Here is a 22,252-nt window from a genome sequence, read left to right as displayed (position 1 = left end):
CAAACACCAAGATCCGATGACGATTCACGGAACGGCCACGCCTCTTTCGCAAGCGAGACCAACGCGTGTCGGCGACCATTACTGTCGGCGAAGGTACGTTGACCAAATCCAATGCGCACCCCATGCGAAAGCCGCGCAGATGAGCATGTACGGCACCAGCGCGGCGTAAAAACCGACGGGATCTGAAGACTGAAAAATGGTGCGCCCAGCACCCGCTTTTGAAAGCGCCTGCACTTTTCCCGAACTCAAGCGGTTGGCAATGCCCATCGAACATGCCAAAGCAAAACCCGCGAGGATCAGCACGCATGTCCAGTAGCCCAGTCGTTCGTACTTGGAGGATTTCATCCGTTTCCTGGCATTGCACCCACGGCCCGCTTGCGCTGACAGCCCCCCGCTTCGGCACCCAAAGCATGCACGGAGGGTGCTAGTGGTGTGAACCGGAAGTTCGTATGCAGAACTCTGCAACGGACTGAAGGATTTGATCGGCCGTCTTGGTCCAGACGAAGGGCTTGGGATTGACGTTGTTGGTAGCCACGTAGGCGCGGATGGCGTTCTCCAGGGCGCGGGTCGAGGGGAATCTCCCGCGCTTGAGCCGACGCGCCGTGAGGATCGAGAACCAGCATTCCACCAGGTTGATCCAAGAGGCCGAGGTGGGCGTAAAGTGCAGGTGCACACGCGTATGCCTGAGCAGCCAGCGCTGGATGATCGGGCTCTTGTGGGTGCTGGCATTGTCGAGCACGAGATGCAGTTCGAACTCCGCGGGCGTGGCACGTTCGACGGTCTGCAGGAAGTGACGGAACTCCACGCTGCGATGACGTCGGTGGACCTCGGCGATGACCGTGCCGGCCTTGACATCGAGGGCGGCAAAGAGGTCTGTCGTGCCGTGTCTCAGGTAGTCATGCGTGTGGCGCTCCGGCTGGCCCGGTTGCATGGGTATGGCCGGAGCGGTATCACTGTGGGCCTGGATGGAGGGCTTCTCGTCCACGCACAGCACCAGAGCGCGCTCGGGTGGATGCAAGTACAACCCCACGATGTCACGCACCTTGTCGACGAAGTACGGGTCGGTGGAGAGCTTGAAGCCTTCGGTGCGATGCGGCGCCAATGCAAAGGCACGCCAGATGCGCGAGATGGTGGTCTGGCTCAGTCCCAGATGAGCGGCGAGCGTACGGGTGGACCAATGGGTGGCATTCTCTGGCACGGTCTCCAGCGTCGTGGTGATCACGGCCTCGACCTGCTCGTCCAGGATCGTGCGCGGAGCGCCTGAGCGGGGTGCATCGTCGAGGCCGGCAATGCCATGCTGGGCAAAGCGCCGACGCCACTTCGACACCGTCATCAGGCTCAAACCCATGGCTTCGGCAATCGCCGTGTTGGTCGCTGCTGAATCGGCACAGGCCAGCACGATGCGTGCTCGCAGCGCCAAGGCCTGGGCGGTCTTGCGACGGCGTGACCAACCGAGCAACACAGCTCGGTCGGCTTCGCTCAACTCGATAGCAACGGCATGCGGTCGGGCCATGATGTGCTCCCGGGCTGCAAAAAACAGCCGCCAGAAACACATCATAGAAGTTCATGCGAATCTCTGGTGCACACCACTAGAGCGTCCTAGAAGGTTTCCCAGTCGTCGTCCGACCGCGATGACGGCGCGGGCGCCGGGCGCGGCGCAGCGGCCCGGGGGGCGGCAGGTGCCGGTGCCGGCGTGGCAGGCGCCTTGGGCTTGGCGTCCGGGGCGGACAGCGCGGGCGCGCTTGCGGCAGGTTTGGCAGTGGAGGGAGCCGCGGATTTCGCAGCCGGCTTCGGTGCCGGCGATGCTGCCGCAGCGGGCGAAGGCGTGGCCGAGACGGCCGGGCGCGCCGGCGCCGGGCGGGCCACCACGCGGGCGGGTGCCGCGACCGGGGCCGCACTGCGTGGCGCGGCAGCGGGTGCTGGCGCCGCCAGCGGCACCGCGCTCGCATCCACGCGGAACTGCGAGACAGCCTCGCGCAGGCGCTTGGCCTGCTCTTCCAGCGACGAGGCCGCCGCCGCAGACTCTTCCACCAGCGCCGCGTTCTGCTGCGTGGCCTGGTCCATCTGCACCACGGCCTGGTTCACCTGGTCGATGCCCGAGGACTGCTCGGTGGAGGCGGCCGAGATCTCGCCCATGATGTCCGTCACGCGCTGCACCGAGGCCACGATCTCCTGCATGGTCGCGCCCGCGCGCTCCACCTGGGCCGAGCCCGCGCCCACCTTGCCCACCGACTCGTCGATCAGGCCCTTGATCTCCTTGGCGGCGGTGGCGCTGCGCTGGGCCAGGGCCCGCACCTCGCTGGCCACCACGGCGAAGCCCCGGCCCTGCTCGCCGGCACGCGCCGCTTCCACGGCCGCATTCAGCGCGAGGATGTTGGTCTGGAAGGCGATGCCGTCGATCACCGCGACGATGTCCGCGATGCGGCGCGAGCTGCCCGCGATCTCCTGCATCGTGGCCACCACCTCGCCGACCGCCGCGCCGCCGCGCTGGGCCACCGCCATGCTGCTGGCGGCCAGCTGGTTGGCCTGGCGCGCGCTGTCGGCGTTCTGCTTCACGGTGGACGACAGCTGCTCCATGCTGGCGGCAGTTTCCTCCAGCGACGCAGCCTGTTGCTCGGTGCGCCCGCTCAGGTCGCCGTTGCCCAGTGCGATCTCGCGCGAGCCGGTGTGGATCTCTTCCACGCCCTGGCGCACCTGCGTGACCATGCGCGCCAGGCCCTCCTGCATGGTGCGCGCGGCGCCCATCAGGCGGCCGATCTCGTTGGACGAGCGCACCTCGATGCGCGTGGTGAGGTCGCCCTGGGCGACCTTTTCCAGCAGTGCGCCGGCATCATCCAGCGGCGCCAGCACGTTGCGGCGGATGAACACCCAGCACAGGACCGCCAGCACCACGCCCACCACCACCAGCACGCCGGCCGCGATCTCGGCGATGTACAGCAGCCGCACCGACTGCGCCTGCAGGGCATTGCCGCGCTGGCCTTCGGCATCGAAGAGCTGCTTCATCAGCCCCTCCATGTCCGCCAGCAGCTTGTTGCGCTGGGCGACGATCTCCTTGCCGCTGTATTCGGCCTCGTTGCCGCCGGCCAGGCCCACGGCGCCGCGCTGCACCAGGGCGGCGTAGGCGTCGAAGGCGGTGATCATCGACGTGGCGAGCTGGCGCTCCTGCGCCCAGTCGGCGGGCAGGCCCTGCGCGACGGACTGCAGGATGGGTCGCGCCTCCTGCATGGATTTCTCGGCGCGCGTGGTCTGCGACCGCACACTGTCGGGCGGGTCACCGCGCAGCACGTTGCGGTGGCCCACGGCCAGGGCGACGCGGTTGTCCCACATGCGGATCTCGGCCTGCTTGAGCGCGAGCATGTCGCGGGTCGTGCGGTCCTGCACTTCGCCGGCCATCACGCCGGCGCGGGTGCCCACCCAGCCCACCCCCACCGAGACCAGCAGCGCGCCGGTGAAGAACAGCAGCACCAGCAGCAGCGCCACCCGGATGGAAAGATTCCTGAACATGCCAACCCCTTGATCGAACCGGTCCACGGCGGACCACAACCCCACACCGTTTGCAACAAAAAGTTTGCCAGAAAAATCCGACAAAACATGTCGGCTACCCGGTTGATTTCGGCCAGTGTGTCGGCTCAGCCACGCCCGCCGCCCACGGCGGCGCCGGGGTTTAAAACAAACGTTTGATTTATCGTGGTCTAATCCGCCGCGATGTCTCCCACCAGCCCTCCCGCCGCCCCGGCCGACGCCGCCGCCGGCACCCCCACGGCCCGCCTGCGGCTGCTGCATGCGGCGCTGCGGCTGTTCGCCGAGCACGGCTACGCCAAGACGTCGATCCGCGCCATCGCGCAGGCCGCCCAGGCCAACGTGGCGGCCGTGAGCTACTACTTCGGCGACAAGGCGGCGCTGTATGGCGCGCTGTTTTCCGAGCCGTTCGGCGACATGCCTTCGCTGGTGGCGGACTTCACCCGCGACGGGCTCGACCTGCGCGAGGCGATGCAGCGCTACTTCCGCGGCGTGCTGGCCCCGCTGCAGCACGGCGAGATGGCGCGCCAGTTCATGCGGCTGCACATCCGCGAGATGCTGGAGCCCACCGGCCAGTGGGAAAAGGAGCTGGAGCAGGACGTGCGCCAGCCCCACGACGCCATGGTGCGGCTGCTGGGCCGGCACCTGGGCGTGGCCCGCCCCGACGACGACCTGCACCGGCTGGTGCTGGCCATCACCGGCCTGGCCTTCCAGATCTGGTGCCAGCAGGAAGTGCTGGCCGCGATGGAGCCGCAACTGCTGGCCACCCCCGAAGCCGTGGACGCCTGGACCGGCCGGCTCACCGAATACGCGCTCGCCATGGTGGCGGCCGAGCAGGCGCTGCGCGCGCCGGCCGCGGCCCCCCGCTAGCGCCATGCCTTTTTCTGGTTGCCCATGAAAACACCCCCAACGCACCGCCCCCCCCGCGCCCTGCTGGCCCTCGCCCTGCCCCTGTGGCTGGCCGCCTGCGCCGTCCCCAGCCCCGCCCCTCGCGTGGAGGCGCCCACGCCCGCCGGCTGGCAGGCGCCGCTGCCCCACCAGGGCAGCGTGGCCGACCTGTCCCGCTGGTGGGAGCGCGCCGGCGACCCGCTGCTGGCCGAGTTGATCGCCTCGGCGCAGGACATCAGCCCGAGCGTGGCGCAGGCCCGGGCGCGCCTGGCACAGGCCCGCGCGGCCCGGGTGAGCGCGCGCGCCGCGCTGCTGCCCTCGCTGGACGGGCAGGCCAGCGCCAGCCGCGGCGTGAACGAGCAGGTGGGCGGCCTGGCCAGCACGGCCCAGGCCGCGCTGCAGGCCAGCTGGGAGGTGGACCTGTTCGGCGGCAACGCCGCCGCCAACCAGGCCGCACTGCAGCGGCTGGCCGGCGCCCAGGCGCAGTGGCACGAGGCCCGCGTTTCCGTCGCGGCCGAGGTCGCCACGCAGTACAGCAGCTGGCGCCAGTGCCTGGCGCTGGCGGACGTGGCCGCCTCCGATGCCGCCTCGCGCGGGCAGACCGCGCAGCTGTCGCGCCTGAGCGAGCGGGCCGGCTTCACCGCGCCCGCCACGCTCGCCCTGGCGCAGGCCAGCGAGGCCGAAGGCCACGTGCGCGCCGAGCAGCAGCGCATGGCCTGCGAGATCGATCTCAAGACCCTGGTGGCCCTCACCGGCCAGGACGAATCCGCGCTGCGCGCCCGTGCTGCCGCCGCGCCGCTGGCGCCGGCGCCCGACGCGCTCTTCGCCATCGAGGCCCTGCCGGCGGGCGTGCTGGCCCAACGGCCCGACGTGTACGCGGCCGAGCGCGAGGTGGCGGCCACCAGCGCCGACGTGGGCAGCGCCCGCGCCCAGCAGTTGCCGCGCCTCACGCTCAGCGGCTCGGTGGGCCGCGGCTGGGTGCGCACGGGTGGGGCCAGCATCACCTCCAACACCTGGTCCATCGGGCCGGTGGGGCTGTCGCTGCCGATCTTCGATGCGGGCCGACGCGCGGCGCAGGTCGATTCCGCCGAGGCACAGTACGACGCGGCCGTGCAGCAGTACCGCGGCACGGTGCGCCAAGCCGTGAGCGAGGTCGAGCAGGCGCTGGTGCGCCTGGCCAGCACCGCCGCGCGCAGCACCGATGCGCAGCGCGCCGCGGACGGCTACCGCGCCTCGTTCACCGCCACCGAGGCGCGCTGGCGCGGCGGGCTGGCGAGCCTGGTCGAGCTGGAGGATTCGCGCCGCACGGCGCTGGCCTCCGAGACCGCGCTCATCACCTTGCGGCAGGAGCGCATGGCGGCCTGGATCGGCCTGTACCGCGCGGCGGGCGGCGGCTGGGAGGCCGAGGCCACGCCGCAGGCCGCCTCGACCCTGGCGCCTTCCGCCATGCCCGCCCGGTGAGCCGCCATGCACCGCCGCACCGCTCGCAATCGTCTCCCGCTTTGTCTTCAGTCGTCGTCGTTGACCGCATGAATGGAACCCCCATGCAGCGCTTGAAATTCACCCCCTCCTCCCTTCCCGCGGCGCTGGCCGTGCTGGCCGTGTGCGTGCTCGCCGCCGCCGGCGCGCTGATGGCCGCCGGCCCCTCGCGCGCGGCGGACGACGCCAAGAGCGCCAAGGCCGGCGAGCCAAGGCCCGCGCTCACCGTCACCACCACGCAGCCCACGCGCACCTCGCTGGCGCAGCGCCTGCCCGCCAACGGCAACGTCGCCGCGTGGCAGGAGGCCAGCATCGGCACCGAAAGCAGCGGCCTGCGCCTGACCGACGTGCGCGTGAACGTGGGCGACACGGTGCGCGCCGGCCAGGTGCTGGCCACCTTCGCGCCCGAGACGCTGCAGGCCGACGTGGCCCAGGCCCGCGCGAGCCTGCTGGAGGCCCGCGCGAGCGCCGCCGAGGCCGCCGCCAACGCCGAGCGCGCCCGCACGCTGCAGGCCAGCGGCGCCCTGAGCCAGCAGCAGATCCAGCAGTACGCGACCGCCGGCGAGACCGCCCAGGCCCGCGTGGAGGCGGCGCAGGCGGCCCTCAACGCGCAGCAGCTGCGGCTCAAGCATGCCCAGGTGCTGGCGCCGGACAGCGGCGTCATCTCCTCGCGCACGGCCACCGTTGGCGCGGTGCTGGGCGCGGGCACCGAACTCTTTCGCATGGTGCGCAAGGGCCGCCTGGAATGGCGTGCCGAGGTCACCTCCAACGACCTGCCGCGCATCCGCCCCGGCAGCCAGGTGATCGTCACGGCCGCCAGCGGCGCGCAGGTGCCGGGCACCGTGCGCATGATCGCCCCCACCGTCGATCCGCAGACGCGCAACGGCCTGGTCTATGTGGACCTGCCACTGCACCCCGACGTGCGTGCGGGGATGTTTGCGCGCGGCGATTTTCTGCTGGGCCAGCGCGATGCGCTCAGCGTGCCGCAGTCGTCCGTGGTGGTACGCGACGGCTTCAGCAGCGTGTTCGAGATCGGCGAGGGCAGCCGCGTGGTGATGCGCCGCGTGCAGACCGGCCAGCGCACGGGCGACCGGGTGGAGATCGTCTCGGGCCTGCAGCCGGGCGTGACGGTGGTCGAGCGCGGCGGCGCGTTCCTGAACGACGGCGACCTGGTGCGCGTGCAGGCCGCAGCGCCCGCAGCAGCGGCGTCCGCGCCGGCGCCCCGGCCCGCGGCATCTGCACCAAAAGTACCTGCAGCACAATGAATACTAGGGCATCATGCTATTAAATAAGGAGCAAAACATGCTTTTGCCCAGTTGCCACCGCGGCCCTGCTGCCGCCCGCAAGGACCTGCCATGAACCTCTCCGCCTGGTCCATCCGAAACCCGATTCCGGCCGCGATGCTGTTCGTGCTGCTCTCCTTCGCGGGGATGCTGTCGTTCCACGCGATGAAGGTGCAGAACTTTCCCGACATGGACCTGCCCGTGGTCATGGTCACCGCGTCGCTGCCGGGCGCGGCGCCGGGGCAGCTGGAAACCGACGTGGCGCGCAAGATCGAGAACGCCATCGCCACCACGCAGGGCCTCAAGCACATCACCTCGACCCTGGTGGACGGCACGGCCACCATCGCAGCCGAGTTCCAGCTCGAAAAGCCGGTGCAGGAAGCGGTGGACGACGTGCGCTCGGCCGTGAGCCGCGTGCGCGCCGACCTGCCGGCCGACCTGCGCGACCCCATCGTCGCCAAGCTCGAACTGTCGTCCCAGCCCATCCTGGCGTTCGCCATCGCGTCCGACCGCCTGGACGACGAGGCGCTGTCGTGGTTCGTGGACGACACCCTCACCCGCCGCCTGCTGGCCGTGCCGGGCGTGGGCGCGGTGAACCGCGTGGGCGGCGTATCGCGCGAGGTGCGCGTGTCGCTCGACCCGCTGCGCCTGCAGGCCCTGCGGGCCACGGCCGCGGACGTGTCGCGCCAGCTGCGCCAGGTGCAGATCGAGAGCGCGGGTGGCCGCGCCGACCTCGGCGGCGCGGAGCAGCCCGTGCGCACCATCGCCACCGTGCAGACGGCGCAGGAGATCGGCGCCATGGACATCCCGCTCACCGACGGCCGCCACATCCGGCTCGACCAGGTGGCCACCATCAGCGACACGGTGGCCGAGCAGCGCACCGCCGCGCTGCTGGACGGCAAGCCGGTGATCGGCTTCGAGGTTTCGCGCAGCCGCGGCGCCAGCGAGGTCGAGGTGGGCGCGGGCGTGCAGCGGGCGCTGGACAAGCTCCAGGCCGAGCGGCCCGACCTGCACCTCACGCGCACGGTCGATTTCGTGGACATCGCCAGCGACGAGTACGACAGCTCCATGCGCCTGCTGTACGAGGGCGCCATCCTGGCCGTGGTCGTGGTGTGGCTCTTCCTGCGCGACTGGCGCGCGACCATCGTCTCGGCCGTGGCGCTGCCACTGTCGGTCATCCCGGCCTTCATCGGCATGCACCTGCTGGGCTTTTCCATCAACATCATCACGCTGCTGGCACTGTCGCTGGTGGTGGGCATCCTGGTGGACGACGCCATCGTGGAGGTGGAGAACATCGTGCGCCACCTGCGCATGGGCAAGTCGCCCTACCAGGCGGCGATGGAGGCGGCAGACGAGATCGGCCTGGCGGTGATCGCCACCACCTTCACGCTGATCGCGGTGTTCCTGCCCACCGCGTTCATGAGCGGCATCGCCGGGCGCTTTTTCAAGCAGTTCGGCTGGACGGCGGCGCTGGCGGTGTTCGCCTCGCTGGTGGTGGCACGGCTGCTCACGCCCATGATGGCCGCCTACATCATGAAACCCATGGTGGCGCAGGAAAAGGAGCCGCGCTGGCTGGGCACCTACATGCGCGCCTCGGCCTGGTGCCTGCGCCACCGCGTGATCACGCTGCTGGGCGCGCTGCTGTTCTTCGCCGGCTCGATCGCGCTGATCCCGCTGCTGCCCTCGGGTTTCATCCCGGCCGACGACAACGCGCAGACCCAGGTCAACCTGGAGCTGCCGCCCGGCAGCCTGCTGGCCGATGCCCGCGTGGCGGTGGCGCAGGCCACCGAACGCGTGCAGCGCGTGGGCCACGTGGCGAGCATCTACACCACCATCGGCGGCGGCTCGGCCGGCTCCGACCCGTTCGCCGGGGCGGGCGTGGGCGACCCGCGCAAGGCCACGCTCACCCTGCGCATGGACCCGCGCGGCGAGCGCCCGCGCAAGCAGGTCATCGAGCAGCAGCTGCGCGCCGCGCTGGAGGACCTGCCCGGCGTGCGCGTGAAGATCGGCCTGGGCGGCTCCAACGACAAGTACGTGCTGGCCCTGGCCAGCGAAGACCCGCAGGCCCTGGCCACGGCCGCGCAGGCGGTCGAGCGCGGCATCCGCACCATCCCGGGCATCGGCGGCGTGAGTTCCACCGCCAGCCTGGTGCGCCCCGAGATCGCCGTGCGCCCGGACTTCGCGCGCGCCGCCGACCTGGGCGTGACCAGCAGCGCCATCGCCGAGACCCTGCGCGTGGCCACGGTGGGCGACTACGACCAGTATTTGCCGAAGCTGAACCTGGCGCAGCGGCAGGTACCCATCGTCGTGCGCCTGGACAACGCGGCGCGCGAGGACCTGTCGGTGCTGGAGCGCCTCACGGTGCCCGGCGCCCGCGGGCCGGTGCGGCTGGGCGAGGTCGCCACGCTGGAGGTGGCGGGCGGGCCGGCCGTCATCAGCCGCTACGACCGCTCGCGCAACGTCAACTTCGAGATCGAGCTGGGCGCGCGCGGCCTGGGCGAGGTGACCGAGGCCGTCAAGCAACTGCCCGCCGTCGCCCAGTTGCCCGCAAGCGTGCGCCTGATCGACGTGGGCGATGCCGAGATGATGGGCGAGCTGTTCGCCAGCTTCGGCCTGGCGATGCTCACGGGCGTGATCTGCATCTACCTCGTGCTGGTGCTGCTGTTCAAGGACTTCCTGCAGCCGGTGACCATCCTGGCGGCGCTGCCGCTGTCGCTGGGCGGGGCGTTCGTGGCGCTGCTGGTGGCGGGCAAGAGCTTTTCGATGCCCTCGCTCATCGGGCTCATCATGCTGATGGGCATCGCCACCAAGAACTCCATCCTGCTGGTGGAGTACGCCATCGTGGCGCGCCGCGACCAGGGCATGAGCCGCTGGGACGCGCTGCTGGACGCCTGCCACAAGCGCGCGCGGCCCATCATCATGACCACGCTCGCCATGGGCGCCGGCATGATGCCCATCGCCCTGGCGCTGGGCAGCGCCGACATGAGCTTTCGCTCGCCCATGGCGGTGGCGGTGATCGGCGGGCTCATCACCTCGACCGTGCTCAGCCTGCTGGTGGTGCCGGCGGTGTTCACGTACGTGGACGACTTCGCGCAGTGGTTCCAGCGCCGGGTGATGCGGCGGCCCCCACCAGCCCCCCAGGCACCCCGCGCGCCCGAAGCGCCGCACCCGCTGTGAGTGGCGGCGCGGCGGCGCCCTGCCATCGGTGCCGCCCGCCCCTCTAGCACAGGGTTTGCGCTGCTGCGCCCAAGGCGCGGCGGCCTTTTCGCGTGCAGATGCACGGCTTCGCATCACCGGGAAGGCTGCCAGGACTTGTATACAACCATGGGATTCCAGAAGAATTCCAGGGAGACAAGACCATGCGTGCCACCAGTTCAGGGGAAATCCAGCCGGCCGGACGGCCTCCGTCCACGCCTGCACGGCCTGCGTCCCCGGTCCCGGACGCCCCGGAGCGCAGCGCCAGCCTGAAGGGGCCGGAGGGGCTCGCTGCGCGCGGCAAGAGCGGATCGGCGGCGGTCTACACCACCGCCAACATGGCGCAGCGCTCGGACCGGACCGTCCTGTCCAAGCTCAAAAGCCTCTGGAAGGGCGGCAAGACCACGGCCAACGCCAGCCTGGGCCCGCTGGCGGTGGGCACGCAGACCCAGCACCCGGTGGTGCGGCACAACCAGGTGCAGGCGCCGCGGTTCGAGGCGGACGGACGGGTGCCACTGCCCAACGCCACCAAGACCGGGCTGGCGCAGGCCGTGCAGGAGGCACTGCACCAGGTGGAGACCGGCCAGTCGCCCGGTACCGAAGGATCGGGCCGGGAAGGCGGCATCGCGGGCACGGCGGCGTACTGGGCCCAGCAGGCGCTGTCCGTGCTGTCGCTGGGCAAGGGCCCTGCCAGCGTGCCCAGCGATGCACTGGAGATGTTCTATGAAGCCGGTGGCCTCAAGGCCGGAGGCCAGAGCAGCCAGGGCAGCGCCACGGCGGAAACGAAGTCCATCGTGCTGGGCCATCTGGAAGGCCTGGTCCATGCCGAGAAGGCCAAGGCGACCATCCACCTGGCCACCCAGGCCGCATTGCCCGATGGCGCGCGCGTGAACACGGAAGGCGCACTGCAACAGCTGACCGACGCCGCCAAGGCCGCCGAGCAGCGCTCCAAGGATGCGGCGACCGCCGCCAACGCCAGGATGGTCGCCGAACTGCTCTCGGGCGTGCCCGAGCCCCTGCAGCCCCGGCTGCAGGCGGCCACCGACACGCTGGTCGCGGCACTGAACCACGGTACCAAGGTGCCCGACGTGCTGGCCGTCGAGCTGCTGATCAACACCGCCCGCGACACCTTTGCCGGTGATCCCGAGGGACTGGCGACGGCCATGGAAAACCTGTCGCACAGCTCGCCGGCCCGGCTGGTCGGCCTGGTGCACGACGCCCTGCAGCCTTCCCCACCGGACCGCGAAACCCGCGCCGACCTGCAGCCGCTGTCGCGCCTGGCGTGCGCCATCGCCAGGCCGGCAGGCGGCATGCGCCTGCTGGCCAGGATGACAGACCCTCCCGCCGCCGGGACCCGGCAGGATGCCTTGCAGGTGGCCATGTCGGCGATGCTGCATCTGCAGTCGTCCCGGCAGCAGGAGGGCCCCGGGTCGGCCGAGGCCCCGGCGGACATGGCGTTGCTGCGCGACGCAGTGGCGCATGCGGTCGAGCTGGCCCAGCCACGGCACCACCCGGTGCCCGAATCCGAGCGGACGGTGGCGCAGCGCACCGCGTTCCATTGCCTGCAGAACGGGTTCACGACCAAGGCGCCGGGATCCAGCTACGACCGCGTGCGCCAGCGGCTGCTGCAGTTCAGCGACGGGGCGCTCGACCAGACCAGCCAGCGCAACGCGCGGGCGGCGTCGGGGCGGCTGGGGCGCTTGCGTAACTGGCTGACAGGCGGGCTGCCCAAGGCCATCGTCAAGAACTCGGCGGGCATGGAAGGGCTGCTGGCGCCTGCGCTGCCCGCCATCGCGTCCTGGCTGCCCGGCGCGCAGCCGACGATGTGGCGCAAGTCGGTCATGCGCAAGATGACCGCCGCCGCCGGCGAGAACGGCATGCTGCCGCGCCGCGACGAGGCGGTGGCATCGCTGCACCGCACGGCCACCGACCTGCGCATCGATCTGCAGTCGCGCGCAGGGGCCGGCGCGTCGCCGGCCGAAACCCTGATGCTCGGGGTGCTGACGGAGCTGGGGCTGGGCGGAGACACGCCGGCCCCCTCGCAGAGCACGCTCAAGCACCTGGGCAAGGACCTGTTCCAGAAAGTGGAGGCCCACCTGGGGGCCGAGGGCATGGCCGGGCTGCCCCCCGGCCTGGCCGCGGACTGGCAAGCGCTGCGCGGCAGCCGCCCCAATGTCGGGCACATCCTGCGGGTGCTGAGCGAGCACACCGATCTGCGGGCCCTGGCCGATGGCACGCTGTCCCCCACGGTGGGCCCCAGCCAGGTCGCCCGGGGCCTGCGTACCGATGCCATCGCCCACGAAGCCATCGGCGGCTTTCATGAGATTGCCGAAGCGGCCAGGGCCGCGGCCGGCGCGGAGGCGCCGCAGACCCGGGCACTGGCCGACCTGATGGTGGTATCGGCCGACCTGCTGGCCAAGGTGAAGCCCGCGGCCGCCTTGCGGTCCCTGCGCATCGACACCTTCGAGGCCATCGAGAGCAAGCTCACCCAGGACTGGCTCAAGACCCTGCCCGAGGGCGAGCGCCCGTCCCGGGAAGAGGCCCTCGACCAGGTGCAGAACGCCTGGCCCGACTCGGTGCGCCGCGCCTGGTCCCAGATGAAGGAATCGGGCGACGATGCGGGCCGGCTGATGCGCACCCTGGTCGATGCGGCCCTGTCCGTGCCCTGGAGCCCGCCCACGGCCAGCACCGGCGCGGCGTCCGGCAGCACCCCGCCCCGCACGGTGGCCGATACCGTGAAAACGGCGGCGCCCGCGCTGCAGGCCCTGCAGCGGGACGTGCACGTGAACCGCTTCGAGCTGTGCGTGTCCGACACCATCACGCTGTTCAACGACCTGCGCGGCCCGGCCGATGCGGCCGAAGTGATGAAGTCGCTGTCGCAGCGCATCAGCCTGGGCGAGAAGATCAAGAGCAGCGATGCACGGCTGGCCCGGCTGGAGCTGGGCAAGGCCGTGTCGGTGACCACCGCCACGCCGGAACTCGTCACGCCGATCGCGGGCATCGGCCTGGGGCACGAGCGCTCGATGGACCTCAACATGGTCGGCGCGGCCATGCAGATGCAGATCGCCACGGCGGACTCCAAGAACGCCAACGTGGGGCTCAGCGTGGGCCTGCGGCGCGAGCTGGGGAACCAGGACCACGAGTTCAACCTGGGCGATGACGAAGCGGGCATCGCGCTGCGCTTCGACATGCGCCTGGAGGCCGGCGGCGAGACCTCGCGCACCGAAGGCGTGAGCCTGCGCATGCAGCGCACCGCCTCCCATGAAGACACCTTGCGGCGGCACTTCGCCGATGCGCTCATTGCCATGGCCCACGGCGGCGGCGCATCGACGGAAGGGGCTCTGGAGATGGACCCGTTGGCCCACCTGCTGGAGCATTTTCCCGCCCTGGCCGTGGCCGAACTGTCCAACACCAAGCGCAGCCGCACGTCCGAGATGGCCATCGGCGCCAACGCCATGGTGCGTGCCCGCGGGCCCCGGGACCGCGACGAGCACGACCGCAAGGCCACGCGGCGCGCCATCGGCGTGGGCGTGCAGGCGGGGGTCGCCAGCAGCAACCAGCGGTCGCGCTCGGTGCAGACGGAAAGCCGTTCGGGGCTGAACGTGGAGGAATACAAGCTGTCGGCACAGCACCGGGCCGATGTCCACGCGAGCGCCAACGCCAGCCTGGGGCTGGTGCCGGCGTCCAAACACGATCCGGAAAAGGCCGCCCAGGCGCGCGGGGCCGGGCTGGACTTTCGCAAGCAACTGGCCAACAGCGGGGTCGATACCACGCTGCGCATGACGACCCGCCATGGCGAAACCTGGGCCGACCAGACCCAGATGATCCGCGAGTTCGAAGACCTGGATGATTTTCTGGCCGAACTCGAACCCCGGATGCACGAGTTCGTTTCGGTCATGGCCGCCCGCGACGGCGTGCCGCATGCCTCGGCGGAAGAAAAGACCGGCCGCGCCTGGCTGCGCCTGCAGGACACCCTGGTCCAGGCCGCGCAGGCCAGCGCGCCCGGCATGACGTTTTCCGTGGTGACCAAGCTGCGCCCCCAGGCGGCCGAGGCCTACGACAAGCTGCAGGGCCTGGCACAGCAGGCCACCGGAACGGGCCAGAAAGCCGCCGCCGCAGCGCAGCAGGCGACCCAGGCCGCCCGGCGAGCCACCATGGAAAGCCAACAGGCCCAGGCCGCCATCCGGCGGGCCGCCGCCGCAGGCCAGCCCGCCGTGGCACTGGCCCAGCAAGAGGCCGCGGCACGATTGCGGGACTTGGCGGCCACCCAGCAGGCCGAGGCAGCGCGTCAGCAGGCCATCGCACAGGCACAGCAGGCCAAGGCCGACGGCTATCGGGCCAAGGTGCGCACCCTGCTGGACAGCCACGACGCCTGGACCGCCAACAACCTGCAATTCAAGACGAAGGCCAAGGACGAGGCATCGCAGAGCGCCGCACTCGGCATGCTGCAGGGCAAGGCGGCGTCGGAGTCCACCCGGCTGCACGAATTCCTGCCGGCAGGCTCCCAGCAGGTGGGCCGCACCCCGCAGCAGCACGCCGCGGCCCCAGATGACCACTCGGCCCGATGGGCGCCGAAATTCTCCCCGGTGGCACAGAACCCCGAGCCCAGGCCCGATCCTGAAACAGAAGTCGAAATCGAACGGGAGCCGGCGGCCGCCGCCGATCCCCAGGCGGTCTGGCGCGCACGCGCCGAAGCCCAGGCCACCAAGCTCGCGGCCCAGGCACAACAGCAAGCGCAGGGTCTCTTCACCCGGGCCAACGACGGCGTGAACAAGGCGCAGGAGCCCGAGGAGCCGGACCTGCAGACGCCCCAGGCCCCGGACGTGGAACCCCCACCAACGCGGCAACGACGCCCGACGCTGGGCCAGTTGTTCAAGGAGCCGTTCAACGACCAGCACCCCCTTCACCCGCTCCCCAGGCCGCCGGTCATCGCCAGCCCCTCCTTGCAGGACTGGGTGCCCGAAGACGATGGCGTGGACGGCGAGCCGTCCGAGAGCCATCCCCTTCCGCTGCCACCCGAGGGGACCACCCCGCCCACTAGCGCAGCGGGACGCCGGGCCACGCCCGCAGGCGCACGTTGGGCCCCCACGACCCCGCAGCCCATGCCCCTGCCCACGCCGGAGTCCGTCGGGGCTGCGGGCCGCTCGGTACCGCGGCCCGTGCCCCCCAACTTCGACCCGCGGCGGCCCCCCGTCACCCCGCAGCCCCTTCCGCTGCCCACGCCACCGACCGGCCGCAGCGCCGGATCCGGCGCGGACGCGTCCCAGCCCACGCCCTGACGGCGGGCCGTGCGCGGCGCCGGCGGACCCGCGCGGGCGCTGGCTGAATGAACGGGGCGGCCACACGCCACCGCCCCGTGACACCACCAGGAACCGGCGAACAACGGTGGGTTCCCGCCATTGCGCCGGCTTTCACGGTGCACCCGTGCGCCCATAATGCGGCGACTCACCATGAACCTCGTTGCGCTGAACATCGAATCGATCCAGCTCGGCTCCCCGCTTCCCTTCATCCTGCGCGGGGCCGATGGCGTGCTGCTGGCGCAAAAAGGCTACGTGATCCGCACGCGCAACGAGCTGGACGTCCTGCTGTCGCGCGGCCTGCAGCTGTGCGTGGACACCGACGAATCGGGCGACAGCCACCGCGCCTATCTGGCGCAGCTGCAGCAGATGCTGATGTCCGACACCTCGCTCGGCCAGATCGCCTCCATGAAGATCAGCGCCGGGGCCCAGTCCTCGCGCGACCGCGCCGAAGGCGGCCCGCCCGATTGGCCGGGGCTGCAGCTGCGGGCCACGCAGTTGCTGCGCGCGCCGCAGGCGCATGACTTTCCCGACCGCTTCGATGCGCTGCACCGCGAACTCGCCCTGCACTGCCGCCAGAGCCCCGACGCGGTCCTGCTCGCCCTCATCTACCTGTCCGGCCACGAAACCCGGCAGTACAGCGGCACCCACGCCATGCTCGTGGCCTGCGTGTGCATGCTGGTCGCCGTCGAGCAACTGCGCTGGCCGGTGGAGCGCGTGATGCAGACCGGGCGTGCGGCGCTGTCCATGAACATCGCCATGACCGCGCTGCAGGACCAGCTGGCCGTGCAGGCCCAGCCGCTCACCTCGGACCAGATCGCCGCGGTGGAAAGCCATGCCGCCCGATCCGAGACCCTGCTGCGCCAGCTGGGCGTGCACGACCCGGTGTGGCTGGAAGCCGTGCGCTGCCACCACCACCGCTCGCCGGGCCCGCTGGCCGACAAGAGCGAAGGCGAGCAGATCGCCCGGCTGATCCAGCGCGCGGACGTGTTCGGCGCCCGCCTGGCCCCCCGCGCCTCGCGCGCGCCGATGCCCGTCACCGCAGCGATGCAGGCGAGCTACTACGACGAATCGCACCAGGTGGATGAAGCCGGTTCGGCCTTGGTGAAAACCCTGGGCGTGTACCCGCCGGGCGCGTTCGTGCGGCTGGTGAGCCAGGAGATCGCCGTCACCCTGCGCCGCGGCGGCAGCGCCACCACGCCGCGCGTGGCCGTGGTGCTCAACCGCAACGGCATGCCCACCGGAGAGCTCATTCCGCGCGACACCGCCCAGCCGGCCTGGAAGGTGACCGGCGCCATCGCCCAGCGCGATGTGCGCGTGCAGCTGCAGTTGAACCGCTTGCTGAGCCTGGTCTGAGACCGTTTTTCAGGGCCTCTCCTGTCAGCGGCGGCCTCATGGAGCGCGCGGGGGTGGGACTTTTCCGCCGATTTGCGCCAAACTCGTTCGTGAGCCGCTGCCACTCGTGATCCAGCCACAGTCCGTGGCGCCCCTTCATCAGGAGACCTCCATGCTGCGCCGAGTCCTTTGCCTTGCCCTGGCGGCTGCGCCGCTCGCCCTGTCCGGCCTTCCCGCGCGGGCCGCGGGCCCGGCGTCCGCGACGGAAGACGGTACCTGCCCGCCCCTGCTGCGCCACACCCCCCTGCGCCTGCAGGACGAACTGCCCCAGCCGCTGTGCCAGTACCGCAACAAGGTGCTGCTGGTCGTCAACACGGCCAGCTACTGCGGCTTCACGGGACAGTACCAGGGGCTGGAGGCCCTGTACGCGCGCTACAAGGACCGGGGGCTGGTGGTGCTGGGGTTTCCTTCCAACGATTTCTCCCAGGAGGGCGGCAGCAATGCGCAGATCGCCGACTTCTGCGAGAGCACCTTCGGCGTCAAGTTTCCGATGTTCGCCAAGAGCCGGGTCGTCGGGGCCGATGCCTCGCCGCTGTACAGGGAACTGAAAGCCCAGGCCGGCGAGGCGCCCCGCTGGAACTTCCACAAGTACCTGGTGGGCCGGGACGGCAAGGTGGCCGGCAGTTTCGCCAGCGTGGTGGAGCCTAGCGACCCGCGGCTGGTGCGTGCGATCGAGCAGCAACTGGACGCCGGGCGACCGAAACCGTCACCGTTCTGAAACGGTTCCGTGATATGGAAATGGTTACATTTTCTGATGCTTTTAACCACCAGACCCCTGGAACTTCACGGGATCGTCACTACTCTAGTAACCAGTGCAGGCGGTGACGCCCGCTCCCCGATCAACCCCTTTACTGTTGCGAAGCCTTTTGAACCCTGGTGGTTCGACTGAAACCCTGAAGCGCTTCTCCTCCCTCCCTCTCTAAATTCGTTTCGGGACGCTTCGCAACTTTTTTATTCCGCCAAAAACAAAGCGCGCAACCTTCGCAGGTTGCGCGCTTTTGGCTTTGTGGGCGCCGCTTTTGTCAGTCAGCGCGCCGGGGCGATCGATCAGGCAGGCCGTGTGTCGGCGAAGCTCACGCGCTGCTCCAGCTTGTCCAGCAAGCGGGCGAGGTTGGCATGCTCGGCACGCCATTCGATTTCAGGAAAGCGAAAGCCGATCCAGCCCAGCGCGCAGCCCACGGCGATGTCGGACAGGCTCATGTGGATGCCGCTGCAGTAGGGCTTCTCGCCCAGGCCCTGGGCCATGGCCTTGATGCCCGCCTCGACCTTGCCGAGCTGCCGGTCGATCCACGCCTGGCTGCGTTCGCCCTCCTGGCGGCCGGCCCAGCGCGACTCGAGCCGGGCGAGCACGCCAGCGTCCATCACGCCGTCGGCCAGGGCCTCCCAGGTCTTGACCTCGGCGCGCTCCCGCCCTTGCGTGGGAATCAGCCGGCCCACGGGCGAGAGGGTGTCCAGGTATTCGACGATCACGCGCGAATCGAACACGGCCTCTCCGCCTTCCATCACCAGGCACGGCACCTTGCCCAGCGGGTTGGAGGTGGCGATGGTGGTGTCCTCGGCCCAGACGTCTTCCTCGATGAAGCGGTAGTCCAGCTTCTTCTCGGCCATCACGATGCGCACCTTACGCACATAGGGGCTGGCTGAGGATCCGATCAATTTCATGGTGTTCTTCCGGGCACGGCAGGGGACTGGGACAAGGCCGCTGATTTTATGGGCAGTCTTGCCTTCGATAGCTTACAGGCAGCGCCACCTACAATCCCCGCCCATGAGCCTGTCCACCATCACCGCCCTCTCGCCCCTCGACGGCCGCTACGCCGCCAAACTCTCCGCCCTGCGCCCGATCATGAGCGAGCACGGCTACATGCACCGCCGGGTGCAGGTGGAAGTGGCCTGGTTCATCGCGCTGTCGGATGCGGGCTTCGCCGAGTTCAAGCCCCTGACCACCGGCGCACGCGCCTACCTGCTGGGGCTGGTGAAGAATTTTTCCGAAACCGATTCGGCCGCCATCAAGGACATCGAGAAGACCACCAACCACGACGTGAAGGCCGTGGAATATTGGCTCAAGGGCAAGTTCGAGGCCCGCCCCGAGCTGGAGAAGGCGGCCGAGTTCGTGCACTTCGCCTGCACCAGCGAAGACATCAACAACACCAGCCACGCCCTGCAGTTGCGCTCCGGCCGCGATCAGGTCGTGCTGCCGGGCCTGGACCGCATCGTGCTCAAGCTGCGCGAGATGGCCCACATGTACGCCGCCGTGCCCATGCTGAGCCGCACGCACGGCCAGACCGCCAGCCCCACCACGGTGGGCAAGGAACTGGCCAACGTGGTCGTGCGGCTGCAGACCGCCTGCGAGCGCGTGGCCTCGGTCAAGATGCTGGGCAAGATGAACGGCGCCGTGGGCAACTACAACGCCCACCTGTCCGCCTGGCCCGACTTCGACTGGGAAGCCTTCAGCAAGCGCGTGGTGGAAACGCCCGAGCCCCTGGGCCTGGGCCTGACCTTCCAGCCCTACAGCATCCAGATCGAGCCGCACGACTACATGGCCGAACTGTTCGACGCCGTGGCGCGCGCCAACACCATCCTCATCGACCTGTCGCGCGACATCTGGGGCTATGTGAGCCTGGGCTACTTCAAGCAAAAGCTCAAGGCCGGCGAGATCGGCTCCTCCACCATGCCGCACAAGGTCAACCCGATCGACTTCGAGAACGCCGAAGGCAACCTGGGCCTGGCCAACGCGCTGCTCAAGCACCTGTCCGAGAAGCTGCCCGTGAGCCGCTGGCAGCGCGACCTGACCGACAGCACCGTGCTGCGCAACATCGGCGTGGCCTTGGGCTACGCGGCCCTGGCGTACACCTCGCTCATGACCGGCCTGAACAAGCTGGAACTGAACGAAGAAGCGCTGTCGGACGACCTGAACGCCTCCTGGGAAGTGCTGGCCGAGCCGATCCAGACGGTGATGCGCCGCTTCGGCGTGCCGGGGGCCTACGAAAAGCTCAAGGAAGTCACCCGCGGAAAGACCGTGACGGCCGAGGCCCTGCACGGGCTGATCCGCAGCCTGGAGATTCCCGAGGCCGAAAAAGAGCGCCTGCTCGCCATGACGCCCGGCAGCTACATCGGCAAGGCCGCCGAGCTGGCGCGCCGCGTCTGACCGCCCACCGCCCGGGTTGAAGCCCTTTTGCCGGTCCGCGCCCCACCATCGGGCGCGGACTGCTATATTTTTATGAGCACCAGCCCATGGCCATCAAGTCCACCATCTTCAAGGCGAACCTGCAGATCGCCGACATCGACAACAGCTACTACGCCGACCATTCGCTCACGCTGGCCCGCCACCCGAGCGAAACCGACGAACGCATGATGGTGCGGCTGGCGGCGCTGGCCCTCAACGCCCACCAGCTGCAGGCCGTGTGCCAGGGCGACGGCACCCTGGCCTTCGGCGCGGGGCTGTCCGACCCGGACGACCCGGACGTCTCCCTGACCGACTTCACCGGCCGCAAGCGCCTGTGGATCGAGGTCGGCCAGCCCGAGGACAAGCCGCTCACCAAGGCCTGCAGCAAGTCGGACGCCGTGATCGTGTATTGCTTCCACCATGCCGCCGAGGTGTGGTGGAAAGGCATCCAGACCAAACTGTCGCGCCTGGACAAGCTGCAGGTGTGGCGCCTGCCCGCCGAGGCCTCGCAGGCCCTGGCCGCGCTCGCGGAGCGCAGCATGCAGCTGCAGGCCACGGTGCAGGAGGGCACGCTCACCCTGAGCAGCAACCTGGGCAGCGTGCACGTGGAGCCCCAGCGCTGGAAGTGACGCGGCATCGGGTTGTGCCGGGTCGGCAGGGTTTGAAGCCTGATGGGCCTCCAGCGCATGATCGACTAGGGCATGTTGCTATCAATAAGTGAGCATCAAAGCGTGCGGCCAGCCACACGCCGCGCCGGCCCGCCCGATGGCATGCGGCGCTATCTGAGCTCAAGCCGGCTGCGGCATCAGCGCGCCGCACTGCCAGCACTGCTCGAACCCGCCCTCCACCATTTCGCCGCACCCGCACAGCCAGCGGCGCTGGGGCAGGTTCTGCAACGCCTTCAGCAGTTGCCGCGCGCGGGCGGCGTGCTCGTCATGCTCCAGCCAGATCTCGGGCAGGCACTGGTCGGGCGGCAGGTGCCCGGCGGCGGCCCCCAGGTATTGCCGCTGCACCGACGCCGGGGCATGCCGCCCTCGCGCAGCAGGTCGGCCCACAGGGTGGCGATCGCGATGTTGGGGGCCTGGGTCAGACGGAGCATGAACCCACCATAGCCGCTGTCCCGCGGCCCGTAAAGGGCGGGAAAGCCATGGCGCTGCCCATCCCCCCGCACCGGGGGCCGAAACGCCCACCGACGCCGTTCAGGCAGGCGCCTTGGCCTCGGCCGGCGTGCTGCCTTCCGCCGCGCGTTCGGCGTAGCGGTTGAAACGCCACGCCGAGCTCTCCAGCGTGATGCGGCGCCACACCGTGCGCTTTTCGACCGGCGTCATCGCCAGCCAGTGCTGCACCTCGGCGAAGCTGCGGCCGCAGCCCTTGCACTGCTCGTCGCCCTGGCTGGTGGAGCAGATGGCGATGCACGGGGTGTCGGGCGTGGTCTCGTACCAGGCGCGCCAGGCTGCCATCGCCGCGGGGGGAAAGCCCGCCTCGTCGGCTTCGTCCTCGTGCCAGTACACCATCAGCGCGTAGACCTCGGCCAGCGCCACCAGCTCGGGCACCAGCGTCACGCCGTCGGGCGACGGTGACCGGGCGCGCCAATGGTTGATGGCGGCTTCGATGTCGGTGATGTGCAGGACGGCCATGGGTGTGCGAAAGGGGGCCGCGATCATACCGCTGCCCGGGTGCGCTCCAGTGGCGCCCGCAGGCCTGCGAGCTGCCCCGCAGAACACTCACGAATTGATAGCAACAAAGGCAATCAAAACGCCGGTGTGGGGCCTGTTTGGCTCAAAGCCGTCCCGGCGCGCGAGACGCGTTCGCTTGCACGGCCGCTCGCCCCTGTGTTCCAATGCCGGCTTCGAAGGGGAGTAGCTTCCAACCCAGCAGACATCCGGCAGGCACACCGCCCGGGGCGGCTGGGCTTGTCGGTCCTGTCGTCAGTACGAAGCGCAAGCTTCCGGCAGGCCGGGTCCATCCATGCAAGGCATGGCGGACCGAGCGAGACCTTTGATGGGCCCTGCGCGGGCTGATCAAGGCCGTCC

The 22,252-nt window shown here is 70.1% G+C and carries 14 protein-coding genes and 1 pseudogene; 9 read left to right on the top strand and 6 right to left on the bottom strand.

The window, feature by feature from the left end:
- Positions 1–78: 78 nt before the first annotated feature.
- The 3 genes from M5C96_RS00710 to M5C96_RS00700 form a co-directional block, all read right to left on the bottom strand.
- The gene (locus M5C96_RS00710) at positions 79–345 is read right to left on the bottom strand and encodes a hypothetical protein (RefSeq protein ID WP_272566543.1); all 267 of its coding nucleotides are present in this window, start codon (positions 343–345) and stop codon (positions 79–81) included.
- 79 nt (positions 346–424) lie between these two features.
- On the bottom strand, positions 425–1,513 hold the full coding sequence (locus M5C96_RS00705) for an IS630 family transposase (RefSeq protein ID WP_272564207.1): 1,089 nt from the start codon (positions 1,511–1,513) through the stop codon (positions 425–427).
- Between the two features lie 86 nt (positions 1,514–1,599).
- A complete protein-coding gene (locus M5C96_RS00700; RefSeq protein ID WP_272566542.1) occupies positions 1,600–3,504 on the bottom strand; it encodes a methyl-accepting chemotaxis protein in 1,905 nt (634 codons plus the stop codon).
- Positions 3,505–3,705: 201 nt separating this feature from the next.
- Here M5C96_RS00700 and M5C96_RS00695 point away from each other — a divergent pair, with 201 nt between their 5' ends.
- The 7 genes from M5C96_RS00695 (at position 3,706) to M5C96_RS00665 (ending at position 17,774) form a co-directional block, all read left to right on the top strand.
- Entirely contained in the window at positions 3,706–4,389 is a 684-nt protein-coding gene (locus tag M5C96_RS00695) for a CerR family C-terminal domain-containing protein (protein WP_272566540.1), read from the top strand.
- A gap of 24 nt (positions 4,390–4,413) precedes the next feature.
- A complete protein-coding gene (locus M5C96_RS00690) occupies positions 4,414–5,868 on the top strand; it encodes an efflux transporter outer membrane subunit (protein WP_272566539.1) in 1,455 nt (484 codons plus the stop codon).
- A gap of 83 nt (positions 5,869–5,951) precedes the next feature.
- Positions 5,952–7,151, top strand: coding sequence for an efflux RND transporter periplasmic adaptor subunit (locus M5C96_RS00685; protein WP_272566538.1), 1,200 nt, complete (start codon positions 5,952–5,954; stop codon positions 7,149–7,151).
- 90 nt (positions 7,152–7,241) lie between these two features.
- Positions 7,242–10,346 (top strand): efflux RND transporter permease subunit, encoded by a 3,105-nt coding sequence (locus M5C96_RS00680; RefSeq protein WP_272566536.1) that lies wholly within the window; start codon positions 7,242–7,244, stop codon positions 10,344–10,346.
- A gap of 182 nt (positions 10,347–10,528) precedes the next feature.
- A complete protein-coding gene (locus M5C96_RS00675) occupies positions 10,529–15,643 on the top strand; it encodes a hypothetical protein (RefSeq protein WP_272566535.1) in 5,115 nt (1,704 codons plus the stop codon).
- Positions 15,644–15,814: 171 nt separating this feature from the next.
- The gene (locus M5C96_RS00670) at positions 15,815–17,017 is read left to right on the top strand and encodes an HD-GYP domain-containing protein (RefSeq protein ID WP_272566534.1); all 1,203 of its coding nucleotides are present in this window, start codon (positions 15,815–15,817) and stop codon (positions 17,015–17,017) included.
- 151 nt (positions 17,018–17,168) lie between these two features.
- On the top strand, positions 17,169–17,774 hold the full coding sequence (locus M5C96_RS00665) for a glutathione peroxidase (RefSeq protein WP_272566532.1): 606 nt from the start codon (positions 17,169–17,171) through the stop codon (positions 17,772–17,774).
- A 329-nt stretch (positions 17,775–18,103) separates the two neighbouring features.
- Here M5C96_RS00665 and M5C96_RS00660 read toward each other — a convergent pair whose 3' ends face one another.
- Positions 18,104–18,718 carry a glutathione S-transferase family protein gene (locus tag M5C96_RS00660; RefSeq protein ID WP_272566531.1) on the bottom strand — a complete coding sequence of 205 codons (615 nt, stop codon included), beginning with the start codon at positions 18,716–18,718 and terminating at the stop codon, positions 18,104–18,106.
- Positions 18,719–18,821: 103 nt separating this feature from the next.
- Between M5C96_RS00660 and purB the strand changes: the two genes are divergently transcribed.
- Together purB and M5C96_RS00650 are read left to right on the top strand one after the other, a co-directional pair.
- Positions 18,822–20,201: an adenylosuccinate lyase gene (gene purB / locus M5C96_RS00655; RefSeq protein WP_272566529.1), complete on the top strand. Its 1,380-nt coding sequence runs from the start codon at positions 18,822–18,824 to the stop codon at positions 20,199–20,201.
- Positions 20,202–20,287: 86 nt separating this feature from the next.
- Positions 20,288–20,848, top strand: coding sequence for a YaeQ family protein (locus M5C96_RS00650; protein ID WP_272566528.1), 561 nt, complete (start codon positions 20,288–20,290; stop codon positions 20,846–20,848).
- Positions 20,849–21,007: 159 nt separating this feature from the next.
- Here M5C96_RS00650 and M5C96_RS00645 read toward each other — a convergent pair.
- Positions 21,008–21,318, bottom strand: a pseudogene (locus tag M5C96_RS00645) (putative signal transducing protein).
- A 100-nt stretch (positions 21,319–21,418) separates the two neighbouring features.
- Entirely contained in the window at positions 21,419–21,856 is a 438-nt protein-coding gene (locus M5C96_RS00640; RefSeq protein WP_272566527.1) for a DUF3717 domain-containing protein, read from the bottom strand.
- Positions 21,857–22,252 lie beyond the last annotated feature (396 nt).

Origin of the sequence: Acidovorax sp. GBBC 1281 (assembly GCF_028473645.1) — a bacterium.
Taxonomy (GTDB): domain Bacteria; phylum Pseudomonadota; class Gammaproteobacteria; order Burkholderiales; family Burkholderiaceae_C; genus Paracidovorax.
This window is presented reverse-complemented; position numbering and strand designations above follow the sequence as displayed.